This is a genomic window from Telmatospirillum siberiense, from assembly GCF_002845745.1.
GTDB lineage: Bacteria > Pseudomonadota > Alphaproteobacteria > Rhodospirillales > Magnetospirillaceae > Telmatospirillum > Telmatospirillum siberiense.
Map to the genome: position 1 here is coordinate 1 of NZ_PIUM01000034.1, position 15,202 is coordinate 15,202.

Here is a 15,202-nt window from a genome sequence, read left to right on the forward strand (position 1 = left end):
AGATGTGTATAAGAGACAGGGGCTGGACTTTCTGACTAATTCTTAAGTTATTATGATTAAAAACTATGCAAGGGCGTGGGGCTGCCCTCATCTGTGCCTATCTGAACTCATCTGTGTTCATCTGTGCTCCTTTTGACAAGGCCCCGGTCCGGGACCGGGCCTTCGGGAGCAGCCCGATTGGCCCCGGGGATGACCCGCCGGAATCGATCATAAGGAAACACAGATCACCACAGATGAACGCAGATGAGCTCAGATTTGGATCGAAGCGCTCCAGGCTGCGGAACTCCGAACTCAGGTTTCGATTTTGGTAACCGGGATTCGTTGCTCGGGGTAAATCCTTTCCCGGTTGACGGGGCGGGCTAAAAGCTGTCAAACCCCGCCACCATGAAAGTGGATGATTTCGATTTCGAATTGCCGCGCGAGGCGATCGCCGACCGTCCGGCGCGTCCGCGCGACGCCGCGCGTCTGCTGCGGGTCGAGCCGGACCGCCTTGCCGACCTTATCGTGCGGGACCTGCCGACGTTGCTCGAGCCCGGCGATCTGATGGTGTTCAACGACACCAAGGTGATCCCGGCCCGTCTCAAGGGCCGGCGGGGGACCGCCGGCATTTCGGTGACGCTGCATCAGCCGGTCGAGGGCGACAGTTGGCTGGCCTTCGCCCGTCCGGCGAAGAAGCTGGCTGCCGGCGATCGCTTGCGCTTCGCCGAGGACTTCAGCGCCGAAGTGGCCGAAAAGGGCGAGGCCGGCGAGGTCCTGCTGCGCTTCGACCGCGGGGGCGCGGATTTGATGACGGCGCTCGCCCTCCATGGCGAAATGCCCTTGCCGCCCTACATCAAGCGGCCGAACGGCGCCGACGACCGGGATCGGGACGATTATCAAACGGTCTACGCCCGCGAGCCGGGGGCGGTGGCCGCTCCGACGGCCGGGCTGCATTTCACGCCCGACTTGCTGGCGGCGCTCGACCGGCGCGGCATCGGGCGGGAGACGCTGACCTTGCATGTCGGCGCCGGGACCTTCCTGCCGGTCAAGGTGGACGACACCCGCGATCACAAGATGCATAGCGAGCGGGGGCATATCTCGGCGGAGGCGGCGGAGCGGATCAACCGGGTCCGCCAGGCCGGCGGCCGGGTCGTCGCCGTCGGCACGACGGCGCTCCGCCTTCTGGAAAGCGCTTCGAGCGAGGAGGGGCGGCTCAGTCCCTTCGACGGGTCGACCGATATCTTCATCACGCCCGGCTACCGTTTTCGCATGGTGGATCTGCTGATGACCAATTTCCATTTGCCGCGTTCGACCCTGTTCATGCTGGTCTCCGCCTTCGCCGGTCTCGACCGGATGCGTTCCGCCTACGCCCATGCCATTCAAACCGGCTATCGTTTCTATTCCTATGGCGATACCTCGCTGCTGACCCGTCAGGAGACCCGTCGATGAGTGCTTTCGGTTTTCGCCACCTGGGGTCGGATGGCCGGGCGCGCCTGGGCGAGGTGAGCACGGCGCACGGCGTCATTCACACGCCGGCCTTCATGCCGGTGGGCACCGTCGGCACGGTCAAGGCGATGACGCCCGAATCGGTGGCCTCCACCGGGGCCGAGATCATTCTCGGCAATACCTATCACCTGATGCTGCGTCCCACCGCCGAACGGGTCGAGCGTTTCGGGGGGCTGCATCGCTTCATGAATTGGCCGGGGCCGATCCTGACCGATTCCGGCGGTTTTCAGGTGATGAGCCTGGCCAAGCTGAGGACCATGACCGAGGAGGGGGTGACCTTCCAGTCTCACCTGGACGGCAGCCGTCACACGCTGACGCCCGAGCGGTCGATGGAAATCCAGCGGATGCTCGATTCCGACATCACCATGTCCTTCGACGAATGCACGGCCTTCCCGGCCAGCGAGGAGGTGGCCGCCACCTCCATGCGCCTGTCCATGCGTTGGGCGAAACGATCGCGGGCGGCGTTTTCCGAGCGGCCCGGCTATGGCCTGTTCGGCATCGTCCAGGGCAGCGTCTATCCCGAACTGCGCGCCGAATCGGTGGCGGCGCTGACCGATATCGGTTTTCACGGCTATGCCGTGGGCGGGCTGGCGGTGGGCGAGGGGCAGGAGGAAATGTTCCGCATCCTCGACGTCACCACGCCTCTTTTGCCGGAGGACCGGCCGCGCTATCTGATGGGGGTGGGCAAGCCGTCCGACATCGTCGGCTCGGTGATGCGCGGCATCGACATGTTCGACTGCGTGATGCCGACGCGCTCGGGGCGGACGGGCCAGGCCTTCACCCGGCGGGGGCCGGTCAATATCCGCAACGCGCGGCACCAGGAGGATCCCAGGCCGCTCGACGAGGCGTGCGGCTGCCCGGCCTGCCGGAGCTACAGCCGGGCCTATCTGCACCATCTGGCCCGGGCCGAGGAGGTTCTGGGGTTGATGCTGATGACGTGGCACAATCTGCATTATTATCAGGATCTGATGCGCGAATTGCGCGCCGCCATCGCCGAGGGCCGCCTGTCGCGGTATGCCGCCGACTTCGCCGCCTTGCAGGCCGAGGGCGATATCGCACCGCTTTGATGGGGATCGATCATGGCAGAAACCATCTATGACTCTCTGACGCAACTGGGCGGGCCGGCCAGCATCCCGGCCAGTCCCGATCAGGCGGTGCTGGAGACCGTCCGCAATCCGCATCCGGGAACGCTTTATCTGGTGCGCTTCGCCGCGCCGGAATTCACCTCGCTCTGCCCGATCACCGGCCAGCCGGATTTCGCCCATCTGGTCATCGATTACGTGCCCGACGAATTGCTGGTGGAAAGCAAGTCGCTGAAGCTGTTTCTCGCCAGTTTCCGCAATCACGGCGCCTTCCATGAGGATTGCACCGTAGGAATCGGCAAGCGTCTGGTCGACGCCCTGTCGCCGCTGTGGTTGCGCATCGGCGGCTACTGGTTCCCGCGCGGCGGCATTCCCATCGACGTCTTCTGGCAGACCGGCGAGGCGCCCGACGGCCTGTGGCTGCCCGATCAGGGCGTCGCCGCCTATCGCGGGCGCGGGTAGGGCGCCTGAGCTGGCCGAAGCCGGAGGCGAAGGGATCACAAAGAGCCTGCTCGAACATGTCATTTTAGATAACATGTTCGAGCAGGGCGGCTTATCCGAACCTGGGAGCCTGCCGATGAAGGAAGCCATTCGCGCCAAGGCCCTGGAACTGGGATTCGCCGAGGCGCGATTCGCCCCGGCCGCGCCGGTGCCGGGGGCGGCCCCGGGGTTGGCCGGCTATCTGGCGGCCGGCTGCCACGGCGAGATGGCCTGGATGGCCGAGACGGCGGAGCGCCGCGCCCAGCCGCGGGCCTTGTGGCCCGAAGCCGCAAGCGTCATCGTGCTGGGCGAGAATTACGGTCCTGGCCGCCATCCGCTGGCCGCCCTGGATCATCCCGACCGGGGCCATATCAGCGTCTATGCGCGTGGCCGCGACTATCACGATGTTTTGAAAAAGCGGTTGAAGGCCCTGGCCCGCTGGTTGGTCGAGCGTCACGGCGGAGAGGTCAAGGTCTTCTCCGATACGGCGCCGGTGATGGAAAAACCGCTGGCCGCCGTCGCCGGTCTGGGATGGCAAGGGCGCCATACCAATCTGGTGTCGCAACGGTTCGGCTCCTGGCTGTTCCTGGGCGAAGTGTTCACCACCCTGGAAATTCCCCCCGACCCGCCCGAGGGCGATCATTGCGGCCGTTGCCGGGCTTGCGAGACCTCCTGTCCGACCGGCGCCCTCGTCGAGGGCCGTATCGATCCCCGCCGCTGCGTGTCCTATCTGACCATCGAGCACAAGGGGCATATTCCCCGAGAGCTGCGCGCTTTGATGGGAAACCGCATCTACGGATGCGACGACTGTCTCGCGGTCTGTCCGTGGAACAAATTCGCCGTGCCGACCGCCCACGCCGATTATCTTCCCCGCGCCGAATTGCTGGCGCCCCGTCTCGCCGATCTGGCTTCGCTGGACGACGAGGCCTTCCGGTCGTTCTTCTCAGCCTCGCCGATCAAGCGAATCGGACGAGACCGCTTTCTGCGCAATGTCCTGATCGCCCTGGGCAACAGCACCGACCCCGCCTTTGCTCCGGTGGCGCGGCGAATGGTCGGGGACGCCTCCCCCCTGGTTCGGGGCTCGGCGATCTGGGCCTTGCGCCGCTTGCTGCCCATCGACGATTTCACGGCCTTGCGCGCTCTCCTCGCCGGCGAGGAGAGCGATGCCGCCGTCGCGCTGGAATGGGGCGAGGTCTGACGCCTGCGCGATGAGACCCCGGCTGGCCGGACGACCGCCGGCGTGATAGCATTTACCGATGACGCAACCGCTGCATCCCCCGCTCGATCGGCCGGCCCGCCGGCGCGAAATCGTCGAGACGGCGCGAAATATCGCCGCCGAACAAGGGTGGCCGGCGGTCACCGTGCGGGCCATGGCGGCGCGCATCGGATGCAGCGCTCCCGCCATCTATCAATATTTCCGCGACAAGGACGCCGTTCTGGAGGCGCTTGCCGAGGACGGTCGTGCCCTGTTGGCGGCAAATCTCGACGAGGCCGTCGCCGGGCAGTCCGGTGCCGGTAAAAAATTACGGGCGACGATTCGTGCGCTTTGGGCGTTCTCCGAGGTGAACCGGGAACTCTACGCCGTCATTTTCGGGCTTGATGGATTGGCGCCGCATCGCGGGGCGCGGGACGGTCTGGCCCCCTCGGGAATGATCCGATTGGCGGCGGAATTTTTGGATAAACGGGGAAATCCCGAAACCGCCGGCGATCTGGCCGATCGTCTGATGGCGACCGCGCACGGATTCATCTGCGTGGCGGCTGCCGATGATTTTCCCGGCGGACGCGACAAGGCTTTCGACCTGCTGATGCTAACCGTCGAAGCCCTTCTCAAGGGCGTCGTGCGTCACAACTAAGGGTCTTGCGTATTTCCATGGAAGGCGCCTTCGGCCTGCATCGGGCGCACAACCGGCACACCCGCGTTTGCGCGGGAGCCGGTTCCGTCGTTTCTCCGGGCCAAGCCCCTCATCGCCTTGGTTGAGCGATGGAAGGGCTCCGCGCGGAGGTTGTTTCAGGCCGATAACGTTGCTTCAGCCGCCAGCACCCGGGCCAACTGGCTCAGGGCTTCCTGATGGCGCTCATTGGAAATGCTCGAGAAATTACGCGCCAATTCCAGGCACATACGTTGGCGGGCCGTCAAATCGGATGCGCGACGGCTTTCCAATCCTTCGAAAAAATACCCGACTGGAATGCCGAGTACTTGAGCAATTTCGTGGAGACGCCCAGCCGAAATCCGGTTGATCCCCCGCTCATACTTGTGGGCTTGTTGATAAGTGACGCCTATCAAGTCAGCCATCTGTTGCTGGGAAAGACCGAGCATGATCCGCCGTTCTCTGATGCGAGCACCAACAAAACGATCGGTATCATTCGCTTTATTTGGCGTCTTTGCCACTTTGATTTCTTCGTTGTTCGACATGATCCATTGCTTATTGCTATGCGGTCCTAGCACTAAGGGCCATTTGTTTATGAGGAAGTGCCTGAAGGTGATTATGCGGAATTGACGTTCCAAGCAACCAATTATTTTCTGTTGCCCAATTGTTCTACAACAAATTTTAACTAAATTCAGATTAATTGGATTGGTTATTATTGACGCAACCGATGGGTTAGTATGTCGGATCGGTTGCCACTCTCTTCCTTTCACGAGAGCTAACCCGGCGTAATTGCTTGATTTGCATCCTGCCATCAGGGGATTTTGACTCTGGGGCGGGGTATCTTTAGCTGGTGTTCATCCATAGGTTATCACACGCGGGGTGAATACCAAAGCATGCTCTATACTAAAGGTATAATACGTCAGACATATATCGCCGACGTGCTTTTGGCATCCCCAGATGAATATCGGGGGATGCGAATCCTTTTGGATATGGGGGGCGCGTGGAGCGGTTCGATAACGGCTGGACCCAAGGGGCGCGCGCCAACTTAAGGCCTGTCGTCAGTTACCGCTCTTCCGGTTTTTTAGTTTTGCGATTCAATCAAAAGACGTCATGCCCGGCCTTGAGCCGGGCATCCACGCCCCCGAACAAGTCTCCGTCGTTCGCTCCCACCACGTGGATGGCCGTGTCGAGCACGGCCATGACGGTTTCTGAGGCAATCAGCACGATTGACGGCCGGCCTATTTCTTGGTTTCAGCCAGCAGTTCTTCCAACTGCTGCTGCATGGCATTGAGACGGCCCTGCAGTTCGCTGACGCTGGCCTCGTTCGAAGGGGAATTTTCCGTCGCTTCGGCGGGGTTGCCGGAAGCGTTGTAGAATGGGGCGAATATCTTGAAGGCACTTTCGAACAAGGCGGCGTTCTGTTTGTTCATTTCCTCGATGGGATTGAACGGGAACAGGCCTCCCAGCGCGCTTTCCATATATTGACGCATCTGCTGTTCGTTCCGGTGGAATGCTTGCATGCTGTATTCGAGATAACGCGGGACCAAACCACCAAGCGAGTCGCCATAAAAACCGATCAATTGCCGCAGGAACGGAATTGGCAGAAGATTTTGTCCCCCTTTGCCTTCCTCCTCGACAATGATCTGCGTCAGGACCGAGCGGGTAATGTCTTCGCCGGTCTTCGCGTCGTAAACGACGAAATCGGCGTTGTCTTTTACCATCTGACACAGGTGATCCAGCGTCACGTAACTGCTTGTCGCCGTATTGTATAGGCGGCGGTTGGCATATTTCTTGATCGTGATTGGCGTGGCGGTGCTCGTCATTGGAATGATGTTCCCTGCTGCGACCGGAGCGCACTTTAACAGATTTTTTTGGGATTATAATGCATTGCGGCGATAAATTTGTCGCGGCCCCGTTCGGAGCCCCAAAGTCCCAGCTTCTCCCGCTGGTCAAGGCCTCGGCCGGCAAGGTATAGTCGGTCCATGACAGACGCGCCGGACATTGAGCAACTCGCCCGCCGTTATTTCGACCTCTGGCAGGATCAGGCGGCGGCCATGATCAACGATCCGGCATTCGCCGAGACGGCCGGACGGAGCTATGCCCTGATGGGCAAGGCCTTGTCCGCCGTTCTTGCCGCAGCTTCGTCGGAGCGAGCGCCAGGAGAGGGGGGAGCAGAGTCCGCCGATGTCCAAGCGCCCACCGCCCCCCCAGCTTCGTCCGCGCCCCCGACTGGGGCCTCGCCCCCTGCCTCAACATCTGGCGCTGCTGGCATGGACCATGCTGAGCTCACAGCTCGTCTTGCCATCCTGGAAGAACGGGTCCTTCGGCTGGAAACCGCATTTGCGGCCGGCGGCGGAGGAAATGCGCCCCCTTCTCGGAAAACTCGACGATAAGGTTTTCCAGCGCGCCCTGATGGCCGAGGGGATCGGCCGGATCGCGGCCTTCCTCGCCGGAGTCGAAGCCTACCGCCGTCATCCCTACCGTCGCTCGTTGGCCGAGCCGCCCGTTATCTGGCAGGAGGGAACGACCCGTTTGCTCGATTACGGGGCGTCCGGGGCGGGGGGTGTCCCGGTCCTGGTGATCCCTTCGTTGATCAACCGGGCCTATGTTCTCGATCTTACGGCTCGGCGCAGTTTTTTGCGCCATCTGGCCGGTCGGGGGATGCGTCCCTTCCTGGTCGATTGGGATGCGCCCGGAGCCGGGGAAGCCGCATTCGGCCTTGAGGACTATATCGCCGGGCGCCTGGGGCGAATCCTCGATGTGGTGACGGCGAGGGCCGGGCCTCCCGTGATCGCCGGCTATTGCATGGGCGGCTTGCTGGCGCTTGGCCTTGCCTCGTTACGGCGCTCCGACGTGCGGGGATTGCTTCTCTTGGCGACTCCCTGGGACTTCCACGCGCCGTCGGCGCGGCAATCCCGGATGGTGGAGCATCTCCGGTCGGCTTTCGAGGATGCGATCCGCCTGTTCGGCGGATTACCGACGGATTTCCTGCAGGCATTGTTCGCCACCATCGAGCCTTATGGCGTCATCCGGAAATTCATCACCTTCGGCCATTTTGCCGCCGGGGAAGGAAAGGCGCGGGATTTCGTCGCTCTCGAAGATTGGCTCAATGACGGGGTGCCCCTCGTCGCGGCCGTGGCCAGGCAATGCCTGTTCGAATGGTATGGGGACAATCTTCCGGCGAAAGGCGAATGGACTCTTCTCGGCCAACCGGTCCTGCCGCAGACTTTTGACAAACCGTGTTTTTCGCTGATTCCAGAGCATGATCGCATCGTGCCGCCGGAATCGGCCCTGGCCCTGGCGGGGGCTCTGCCGAACGGACGCCATCTCCTCGTGCCCTTGGGACATATCGGAATGATGGTGGGATCGCGGGCGTTGGCGGCCGTTTTCGCGCCTGCCGTCAAATGGCTCTCTTCGATGGAATGATCCCCCGATGCGATAATTTCGCGTCAAGCCGCCAAAGTGAACCCAACCATCTTGAAGATATTCCGTCCCCCCAAATATCTCGAAATGGAGAGAGGGGACTGTTCCGTTTCGCCTATAGCGTTTTTTTCTGGTTGTTTTTTCTCTCTAAAATTTATCATGTTAGATTGTTTCCAATAACGAAGGCGCCGGTCGAAGGCGAAAAAACGAAGGGAGAGGAACATGGGGCGCATAGCTTTGGTCACCGGAGGCACTCGCGGCATCGGTCGGGCGATTTCGGTCGCCTTGAAAGACGCCGGATACCGCGTCGTCGCCAACTATTGCGGGAATGTCGAGGCCGCCGAGGAATTCACCAACGAGACGGGCATTCCGGCCTATCGTTTCGACGTATCCAGTTTTCCCGAATGCGACGCCGCCGTGCAAAAGATCGTCGCGGAGATCGGCCCCATCGAGATCCTGATCAACAACGCGGGTATCACGCGGGATTCGACCATCCACCGGATGGCCTACCAGCAATGGGAGGACGTCATCCACACCAATTTGACCTCATGCTTCAACATGACGCGGTCCGTCATCGAATCGATGCGTGACCGGGGGTTCGGGCGAATCATCAATATCGGGTCGGTGAACGGTCAGGCCGGTCAGTACGGACAGGTGAACTATGCCGCCGCCAAGTCCGGAATTCATGGATTTACCAAGGCGCTGGCCCAGGAGGGGGCCGCCAAGGGCATCACGGTGAACGCCATCGCGCCGGGCTATGTGGACACCGAAATGGTTCGTTCGGTGCCGCATGCGGTGTTGGAAAAGATCATTGCGCGGATTCCCGCCGGCCGGTTGGGGCATGCCGAGGATATCGCCCGGGGTGTGGTTTTCCTGGTCGCCGACGAGGCCGACTTCATCACCGGCGCGACGCTGTCGATCAACGGCGGGCAGCATATGTACTGATTTCGCTCTCGGGCTTCCTCCGCTTAAGCTTCGGGGCTCTCATCGCGTCACCGCGGCGAGAGCTTTTTCGAAAGAGCAACTCGCGGGCGATCACCCGATTATCCCGCCCGAAAGCCCCCTTCCGGATTGCCGGATGGGGGCTTTTTTTGCAAGATGGCCCGTCAATGATCGGCGAGGGTGCGAGGAATGCAGGCCAAGGCGACGCGGTTGGGGATCGGGGCGTTGCTTTTGTGGTCGACCTTGGCGCTGCTCAGCACGTTGACCGGGACGGTTCCGCCGTTCCAACTGGTCGGCATGGCCTTCGCGCTCGCCACCTTGGTGGCCGTGGTCAAATGGTGCTGGAGCCGGCAATCGCCCCTGACCCGCCTGAGGCAGCCATTGGGCGCCTGGATGCTGGGGGTCGCCGGTCTGTTCGGCTATCACTTCTTCTATTTCCTCGCCCTGCGTCTGGCCCCGCCGGTCGAAGCCAACCTTTTGAATTATCTCTGGCCGCTTTTGATCGTCGTGTTTTCCGCCCTGTTGCCCGGTCAACGGTTGCGGGCGCATCACCTCGCGGGAGCCGTCGCCGGATTGGCCGGAGCGGCTTTGCTGATCGCCAAGGATGGGGGGGCCGCCTTCGCCGGGCGTTATGCCGTGGGATATGGCTCCGCCCTCGCCTGCGCCGTCATCTGGGCCGCCTATTCCGTCGCCAATCGTCGTTACAAGGCGGTGCCCAGCGATGCCGTCGGCGGGTTTTGCGGCGCCACGGCCTTGCTTGCCCTGTTCTGTCACCTCGCCTTCGAGGAAACGGTGATGCCGGTGGGAGGGCAATGGCTGGCCATCCTGGCGCTCGGCCTGGGGCCGGTGGGGGCCGCTTTCTTTCTGTGGGATCATGCTTGCAAGCATGGAGACCTCAGCGCCTTGGGAAATCTCGCCTACGGCGTGCCGTTGCTGTCCAACGGCCTGCTGATCGCCGCCGGCCGTGGCACCTTGACCTGGCAGGTGGCGGTGGCGGTGCTGCTGATCGTCGGCGGTGCCATTCTTGGCACGGGAACCGTATCCCGGATGGGTCACGCGGTGAGGGAGCGCTGAAGGTCCGGGGATTATTGCCCGGGCGGTGCCTCCTCATCGATCATGACGACCCGGCATGGCTGGGCGGTGTTCCGCCGGCAACGCTCCGTCGCCTGATTGGTGGCGGCTTGTGTATCTTTGACGCCGGCCCGCCAGCCGAAATGCCCGTCGGCCGACAAGGCAAAGGCTTTGTGTCCATGGGCGTCGAGAAAATCGAGGAAGGCGATTCGGCCCCGTTCGCCCAGTCCATCGGGATAGCGGGCGTCGGCCGTCCATTCGTCGGGCAGTGGTTGCCCGAGCAGTTTCAGCTGTTGTTTTTCCAGGAATGTGTCGACATATGCCGTCCAGATCGGCGCGCCGGCCCTTGAAAACAGGGTATGCCCGTCGGCTTCGAAAGGTGGCGCGGCGATGAACTCCGCCCGGCCGCCGGCTTCCGTGAAGGCCTGATAAAACCGCCGGGCCAGGGTGGGGCCGAAATAATGGTCGTTCTCGGAATAGACCCACAGCGTGGGAATGCGGGCCGTCTCGCCGAAGGTGCCGAAGGCCCCGACGAGGGCGGAATCATTGCAGACTTCGTCCGGACGGACGGAGCCGCGGCCGCCGGCAAAATTGATGGCCGCCACCAGACCGGGGGGTGGATCGGCGGCGAGGGCGACCGTGGTGAAACCGCCGGTCGACCGTCCGACGCTGATGATTTTCGTGCCGTCCACGTAAGGCTTCTCCGTCATCAGCCGGATGACCTCGCGCGCGTCTTCGGCGGCGGCGCGGCCCGCCGGTTCATAGACCGCCGAGGAACAGGACACTCCGCTGCCCTCCGCGTAACTGCCGCCGGAGGCACCGAAAGCGCGGCGGGTGAAGGTGACGGCCGTCCAGCCGCGTCTGGCGAATTCGCGAGCCTGTCCGCGCATGCCGCTCGGGAAGACATTTTTCCGCTCGGCGCTATCGCGGGGCGTTCCATGGTTGATGATGGCCAGAGGGTGGCGCCGCTCGTCATTGGGACGCACCACGAGCGCGTCGAGTGTGACCGTTTCCGACCCGAAGAGGTCTTGGAAGGTGGCGTGAAGCGTCAGCGGCTCCTCGATCAGTTCGCTGGCCGCGGCGGGGGGCGCGCCCAGGAACAGGGCCAGCAGCAGAATGCAGGGGCTTTTCATTCGGGGTTTCCTTTTATCCTTCGGGAAGTCCGATGGCCGCGATCAGCCTGGCCTTGAACTTTTCCCAACCCGCGAGAGGTTTTTCTTCCGGTTCGAGAGCGATGCCAACCGAAAGGATCCGGCCCTCCTGCATGTCGCGAACGATCAGATCGATCGGTCCGAGATGCAGACGGTCACCGATCTCCAAATCGGAGTGGTATTCCCGGCGGAATATCTCGCCGATGGTCCCCGTCTCTTCCTCTTCGCCGATTGGCAGGCCGTAGCTTTCGCGGAGCGCCTTCAGGGTCGCATCGGGTCCGATGGCGAAATCTCCGTAGAGACTGGCCTCGGTCGCACCTTCGTCCTTCATCTTGCCGAACAGCTTGTCGAGCAGCGGCAGTTGCGAAGGCGTTGCCAGCAGATAGATCCGGTCACCGGCCTGCAGCCTTCTGGGCGAGTATTGAACGGTTCCCTCCCGATGCAGCAGGAGGGGCCTGGCCCAGCGGGGCAACGGCCGTCCGTGGGCGATCGCGCTTTCCGGGTGCAATTGGTACGTCACCATTTCGCGGTCGGCCAGGCCGGGCAGATCGACCTCGACGCGTTCGACCAGGCCGGTCTTTTCCGGCACGATCAGTCCGAGCCAGCGGGCCAGGGGGCGGACCGTCCAGCCCTGGACGGCAAGCGAGACGAGCACGACGAGGAACGAAATTTCGAAGATGACGTCGCTGCCCGGCACGCCCCCCAGAACGGGAACCAGGGCGAGAAGCAGGGAAACCGCGCCCCGCAAGCCGACCCAGGCGATGAAAAAACGTTCCCGGGTACCGAACCGGAACGGAGCCAGGCAGCAAAAGACGGCGATCGGCCGAGCGAGAAAAATCAAAGCGGCGGCCAGAAGCGCGCTTGGCAGGGCAATGGCGGGAAATTGGCTGGGTCGGGCCAACAGCCCCAAAGTGACGAACATGCCGATTTGCGCGAGCCAGGTGATTCCGTCCTGGAAGCGGCGCAGGCTGCCGGCCGATTGCAGCCGCGCATTGCCGGCGACCAGACCGGCCAGATAGGCTGCCAGAAAGCCGCTGCCGCCGAGGAGGTTGGTCATGGCGTAAACGGCGATCGCCAGGCCCATGACGACGACGGGATAAAGACCTGCTTCCAGCTTGACGCGATTGACGACGAGAACCATCGCCATGCCGCCGATCAGGCCGAACAGGACGCCGCCGCCCATTTGCCGGGCCAGGTCGACGGCGACGGCGGCGAGCCCTTGTCCATGTTGCCCGGCAACCACGCCGACCAGGGTCAACGCCAGGCAGGCCGCGACGGGGTCGTTGGTTCCCGATTCCACCTCAAGCGTGGAGCGCACGCGGTCGCGGATGGTGATGCCGCCTACGCGCAGCAGGAAAAACAGCGCCGCCGCGTCGGTCGAACTCAACGACGTGGACAGCAGCAGCGACACGGGCCAGTCGAAACCCAAGAGGAAATGGGCCGGCAGAGCGAGCAGCCCGGCGGTCAGGACGACGCCCAGCGTGGCCAGGGTAATGGCCGGGGCCGCCGCCTGGCGATAGCTTTTCAGGCTGGTGTGGAACCCGCTGTCGAACAGAATGACCGCCAGGGCGGCGCTGGCGATCAGAAAGGCGCTTGGCCGATCGGTGAGCACGATGCCGCCCAGCCCGTCGCGGCCGGCCAGCAGGCCGATACAAAGGAACAGCAATAAAAGAGGCGCCCCGGCGCGGAAGGCCACCACGCTGGTGAAGACGCTGGCCAGGGTCAGCCCCGCGCAGACCAGGATGATCAGATCGATTTCAGCCATCCACCACCCGCCTGATCCATTCGCCGGGAATCTTGCCGGTTGCGGGGCGATTCCGTCAACCGGGTGGTTGCCATCCGGGCGGCGCCATTTCGAAGCCGCGGAACTGGAAGGCGGGAGACACCGTGCAGCCGAGCAGACTCCATGCCCCGGCGGGGCGCGCCGATTGCCACGCGCCGGCGATAACGACGGCTTGCGGTCGTTGTCCCAAGGCCAGTGCATTGCCAAGCCGAACGGTGACGGAAGCTTCGTCGGGCAGCGCTATCGACAGGTCCAGGGGGCCGCCGGCATACCAGTGCCAGATTTCCACCGCATCGATCCGGTGCCAGGCCGATTCCTCTCCGGCCGCCAGCAGATAATAAATGCTTGTGCAGGCGCCCCGTCCGCCGTCCGAAGGCTCATCCCGGTAGATCTCGCGATAGTGCCCACCTTCGGGATGGATCCGGAGTTCCAGCAGGGCGATGACTTCGGCGGCGGTGAGGCCGTCAATCGCCATGGCGTTACCCATTGGGTTTGGTCTCCGCGACGGAGGGCCGGCTTTCCTGGGCGGCGTACCACGTTGCCAAGGAGGGATGGCCCTGCCGCCAATCGAGGTCCGGCAGACGGAAATCGAGATAGCCCAGCGCGCAGACCAGGGCGATTTCACCGATGGAAAAGAATCCACTGAAACTGCCGGTTTCATTCTCGAAAGCATCGACGGCCCGGGTGATCGCGTTTCTCTGCCGATCGAGCCAGGCCGTCCAGCGATATTCGGCCGGTCGCGCGGTCGTCTCCACGCGGCAGACGAGGGCCGCATCCATGATCCCATCCGCCAGGGCCTGTCGTCTGAGTGCCGTCCATCGGGCCTCGCCGGCGGGAGGAAACAGCTTGGCGCCACCGTGCAGGCTATCGAGATATTCGCAGATGACCGGCGAGTCATAGAGATGCCCGCCTTCGTCGGTTATGAGAGCCGGCACCTTGCACAGCGGATTGTCGTGTGGAAGATCCGTATCGGCGGCCCAGGCATCGGTCGGAATCCGTTCGATCGCACCGCCAAGACCGATTTCCTGGGCGACGACGAGCACTTTGCGGGCAAAAGGAGAGGCGGGGCTATATCGGAGTTTCATGGGATCTCACTGATGGCTGTCGATCAGAAGGCATCCTTGCGGCGGCGTATTTCGGCGAAGACCCGAATGGGATCCTCGCCGGGAAGGCCGACGCCTTTTTTCACGCTTTCGATATCGGCGCGCAAAAAGGGATTGGTCGCGCGTTCGATGGCCAGCGGCGAGGGAACCGTCGGCAGATCGCGGCTCCGCTTGGCGTCGATATCGTCGATCCGGGTCAGCAGGGCCTTGTTGTCCCGTTCGAGCAGGCGGGCGAAGCGGGCGTTGGATTGGGTATATTCGTGCGCGCAGTAGACCATGGTGTCGTCCGGCAGGCCGCGCAGTTTCAGCAGGGACGACCACATCTGTTCTGCCGTTCCCTCGAACAGGCGTCCGCATCCCAGGGCGAACAGGGTATCGCCGCAGAACAGAGCATGGCTTTCGGGGAACCAGAAAGCGATATGTCCCGACGTGTGGCCCGGCACCGCCATCACCACCGCGGCGGCTTCCCCCAACAGAAAGGAATCGCCGTCGGCCACCTGGGCGTCGATTCCCGGAATCCGCTGGGAATCGTTTCTCGCGCCGACGATCCGGGCCCCGTAGCGTTGCTTGAGCGCCAGATTGCCGCCGGTGTGGTCCCCGTGATGATGGGTATTGAGAATATGAGTGAGCGTCCAGCCTTTCTGGGCCAGGCGCTCCTCGACCGGTTCTGCCACCGCCGGGTCGACCGCGGCCGTGGCCAGACTCGCCGGATCGTGCAGCAGATAGACGTAATTGTCGGTGAGTACGGGTATTTGTTCGATCTGCAATCTGGACATGGGTCGCATCCCTGCAAATGGCCCGTCGGCGCCGATGC

16 protein-coding genes are annotated in these 15,202 nt (G+C 62.9%); 8 read left to right on the forward strand and 8 right to left on the reverse strand.

All coding sequences use genetic code 11. The features are described from left to right. Positions 1-384: 384 nt before the first annotated feature. The 5 genes from queA to CWS72_RS22205 all read left to right on the forward strand — a co-directional run bounded on the left by queA (position 385) and on the right by CWS72_RS22205 (position 4,900). A complete protein-coding gene (queA, locus tag CWS72_RS22185) occupies positions 385-1,428 on the forward strand; it encodes a tRNA preQ1(34) S-adenosylmethionine ribosyltransferase-isomerase QueA (RefSeq protein WP_101252841.1) in 1,044 nt (347 codons plus the stop codon). Beyond that, positions 1,425-2,552 carry a tRNA guanosine(34) transglycosylase Tgt gene (gene tgt, locus CWS72_RS22190; RefSeq protein WP_101252842.1) on the forward strand — a complete coding sequence of 376 codons (1,128 nt, stop codon included), beginning with the start codon at positions 1,425-1,427 and terminating at the stop codon, positions 2,550-2,552. Before queA ends, tgt begins: the two co-directional genes overlap by 4 nt. Before the next feature lie 12 nt (positions 2,553-2,564). After that, positions 2,565-3,029, forward strand: a complete 465-nt coding sequence (gene queF / locus CWS72_RS22195; protein WP_101252843.1) for a preQ(1) synthase — start codon at positions 2,565-2,567, stop codon at positions 3,027-3,029. Between the two features lie 115 nt (positions 3,030-3,144). Continuing rightward, positions 3,145-4,245, forward strand: coding sequence for a tRNA epoxyqueuosine(34) reductase QueG (queG, locus tag CWS72_RS22200; protein ID WP_101252885.1), 1,101 nt, complete (start codon positions 3,145-3,147; stop codon positions 4,243-4,245). Between the two features lie 58 nt (positions 4,246-4,303). Continuing rightward, positions 4,304-4,900 (forward strand): TetR/AcrR family transcriptional regulator, encoded by a 597-nt coding sequence (locus CWS72_RS22205; protein WP_101252844.1) that lies wholly within the window; start codon positions 4,304-4,306, stop codon positions 4,898-4,900. Between the two features lie 155 nt (positions 4,901-5,055). Here the strand turns inward: CWS72_RS22205 and CWS72_RS22210 are convergent, their stop codons facing one another. From CWS72_RS22210 to phaR, 3 genes are all read right to left on the reverse strand, one after another. Then, positions 5,056-5,460 (reverse strand): helix-turn-helix domain-containing protein, encoded by a 405-nt coding sequence (locus tag CWS72_RS22210; RefSeq protein WP_101252886.1) that lies wholly within the window; start codon positions 5,458-5,460, stop codon positions 5,056-5,058. A gap of 553 nt (positions 5,461-6,013) precedes the next feature. Further along, the gene (locus CWS72_RS28675; protein WP_274540617.1) at positions 6,014-6,139 is read right to left on the reverse strand and encodes a hypothetical protein; all 126 of its coding nucleotides are present in this window, start codon (positions 6,137-6,139) and stop codon (positions 6,014-6,016) included. A gap of 14 nt (positions 6,140-6,153) precedes the next feature. Beyond that, positions 6,154-6,738: a polyhydroxyalkanoate synthesis repressor PhaR gene (gene phaR / locus CWS72_RS22215; protein ID WP_101252845.1), complete on the reverse strand. Its 585-nt coding sequence runs from the start codon at positions 6,736-6,738 to the stop codon at positions 6,154-6,156. Between the two features lie 361 nt (positions 6,739-7,099). On the opposite strand from phaR, the gene CWS72_RS22220 reads away from it, so the two are divergent. From CWS72_RS22220 to yddG, 3 genes are all read left to right on the forward strand, one after another. Next, positions 7,100-8,341, forward strand: coding sequence for an alpha/beta fold hydrolase (locus tag CWS72_RS22220; protein ID WP_101252846.1), 1,242 nt, complete (start codon positions 7,100-7,102; stop codon positions 8,339-8,341). Between the two features lie 219 nt (positions 8,342-8,560). Next, positions 8,561-9,283 carry an acetoacetyl-CoA reductase gene (phbB, locus tag CWS72_RS22225; RefSeq protein WP_101252847.1) on the forward strand — a complete coding sequence of 241 codons (723 nt, stop codon included), beginning with the start codon at positions 8,561-8,563 and terminating at the stop codon, positions 9,281-9,283. A 186-nt stretch (positions 9,284-9,469) separates the two neighbouring features. Then, positions 9,470-10,354 carry an aromatic amino acid exporter YddG gene (gene yddG / locus CWS72_RS22230; protein ID WP_101252848.1) on the forward strand — a complete coding sequence of 295 codons (885 nt, stop codon included), beginning with the start codon at positions 9,470-9,472 and terminating at the stop codon, positions 10,352-10,354. 11 nt (positions 10,355-10,365) lie between these two features. Here yddG and CWS72_RS22235 read toward each other — a convergent pair whose 3' ends face one another. From CWS72_RS22235 to gloB, 5 genes are read right to left on the reverse strand one after another with little or no spacing between them, the layout of a single operon-like run. Next, positions 10,366-11,484: an alpha/beta hydrolase family protein gene (locus CWS72_RS22235; protein ID WP_101252849.1), complete on the reverse strand. Its 1,119-nt coding sequence runs from the start codon at positions 11,482-11,484 to the stop codon at positions 10,366-10,368. Positions 11,485-11,497: 13 nt separating this feature from the next. Continuing rightward, positions 11,498-13,267, reverse strand: a complete 1,770-nt coding sequence (locus CWS72_RS22240) for a potassium/proton antiporter (protein ID WP_101252850.1) — start codon at positions 13,265-13,267, stop codon at positions 11,498-11,500. A gap of 55 nt (positions 13,268-13,322) precedes the next feature. Further along, on the reverse strand, positions 13,323-13,760 hold the full coding sequence (locus CWS72_RS22245) for a cupin domain-containing protein (protein WP_199175882.1): 438 nt from the start codon (positions 13,758-13,760) through the stop codon (positions 13,323-13,325). Between the two features lie 4 nt (positions 13,761-13,764). After that, positions 13,765-14,370 (reverse strand): glutathione S-transferase, encoded by a 606-nt coding sequence (locus CWS72_RS22250; protein ID WP_101252852.1) that lies wholly within the window; start codon positions 14,368-14,370, stop codon positions 13,765-13,767. Positions 14,371-14,393: 23 nt separating this feature from the next. Next, the gene (gene gloB, locus CWS72_RS22255) at positions 14,394-15,164 is read right to left on the reverse strand and encodes a hydroxyacylglutathione hydrolase (RefSeq protein WP_101252853.1); all 771 of its coding nucleotides are present in this window, start codon (positions 15,162-15,164) and stop codon (positions 14,394-14,396) included. Between the last annotated feature and the right edge of the window lie 38 nt (positions 15,165-15,202).

What these genes read in the sequence shown, in the direction of transcription:
- queA (WP_101252841.1), top strand. Translation starts at nt 385, where the DNA reads ATGAAAGTGGATGATTTCGATTTCGAATTGCCGCGCGAGGCGATCGCC.
- tgt (WP_101252842.1), top strand. Translation starts at nt 1,425, where the DNA reads ATGAGTGCTTTCGGTTTTCGCCACCTGGGGTCGGATGGCCGGGCGCGC.
- queF (WP_101252843.1), top strand. Translation starts at nt 2,565, where the DNA reads ATGGCAGAAACCATCTATGACTCTCTGACGCAACTGGGCGGGCCGGCC.
- queG (WP_101252885.1), top strand. Translation starts at nt 3,145, where the DNA reads ATGAAGGAAGCCATTCGCGCCAAGGCCCTGGAACTGGGATTCGCCGAG.
- CWS72_RS22205 (WP_101252844.1), top strand. Translation starts at nt 4,304, where the DNA reads ATGACGCAACCGCTGCATCCCCCGCTCGATCGGCCGGCCCGCCGGCGC.
- CWS72_RS22210 (WP_101252886.1), bottom strand. Translation starts at nt 5,460, where the DNA reads ATGTCGAACAACGAAGAAATCAAAGTGGCAAAGACGCCAAATAAAGCG.
- phaR (WP_101252845.1), bottom strand. Translation starts at nt 6,738, where the DNA reads ATGACGAGCACCGCCACGCCAATCACGATCAAGAAATATGCCAACCGC.
- CWS72_RS22220 (WP_101252846.1), top strand. Translation starts at nt 7,100, where the DNA reads ATGTCCAAGCGCCCACCGCCCCCCCAGCTTCGTCCGCGCCCCCGACTG.
- phbB (WP_101252847.1), top strand. Translation starts at nt 8,561, where the DNA reads ATGGGGCGCATAGCTTTGGTCACCGGAGGCACTCGCGGCATCGGTCGG.
- yddG (WP_101252848.1), top strand. Translation starts at nt 9,470, where the DNA reads ATGCAGGCCAAGGCGACGCGGTTGGGGATCGGGGCGTTGCTTTTGTGG.
- CWS72_RS22235 (WP_101252849.1), bottom strand. Translation starts at nt 11,484, where the DNA reads ATGAAAAGCCCCTGCATTCTGCTGCTGGCCCTGTTCCTGGGCGCGCCC.
- CWS72_RS22240 (WP_101252850.1), bottom strand. Translation starts at nt 13,267, where the DNA reads ATGGCTGAAATCGATCTGATCATCCTGGTCTGCGCGGGGCTGACCCTG.
- CWS72_RS22245 (WP_199175882.1), bottom strand. Translation starts at nt 13,760, where the DNA reads ATGGCGATTGACGGCCTCACCGCCGCCGAAGTCATCGCCCTGCTGGAA.
- CWS72_RS22250 (WP_101252852.1), bottom strand. Translation starts at nt 14,370, where the DNA reads ATGAAACTCCGATATAGCCCCGCCTCTCCTTTTGCCCGCAAAGTGCTC.
- gloB (WP_101252853.1), bottom strand. Translation starts at nt 15,164, where the DNA reads ATGTCCAGATTGCAGATCGAACAAATACCCGTACTCACCGACAATTAC.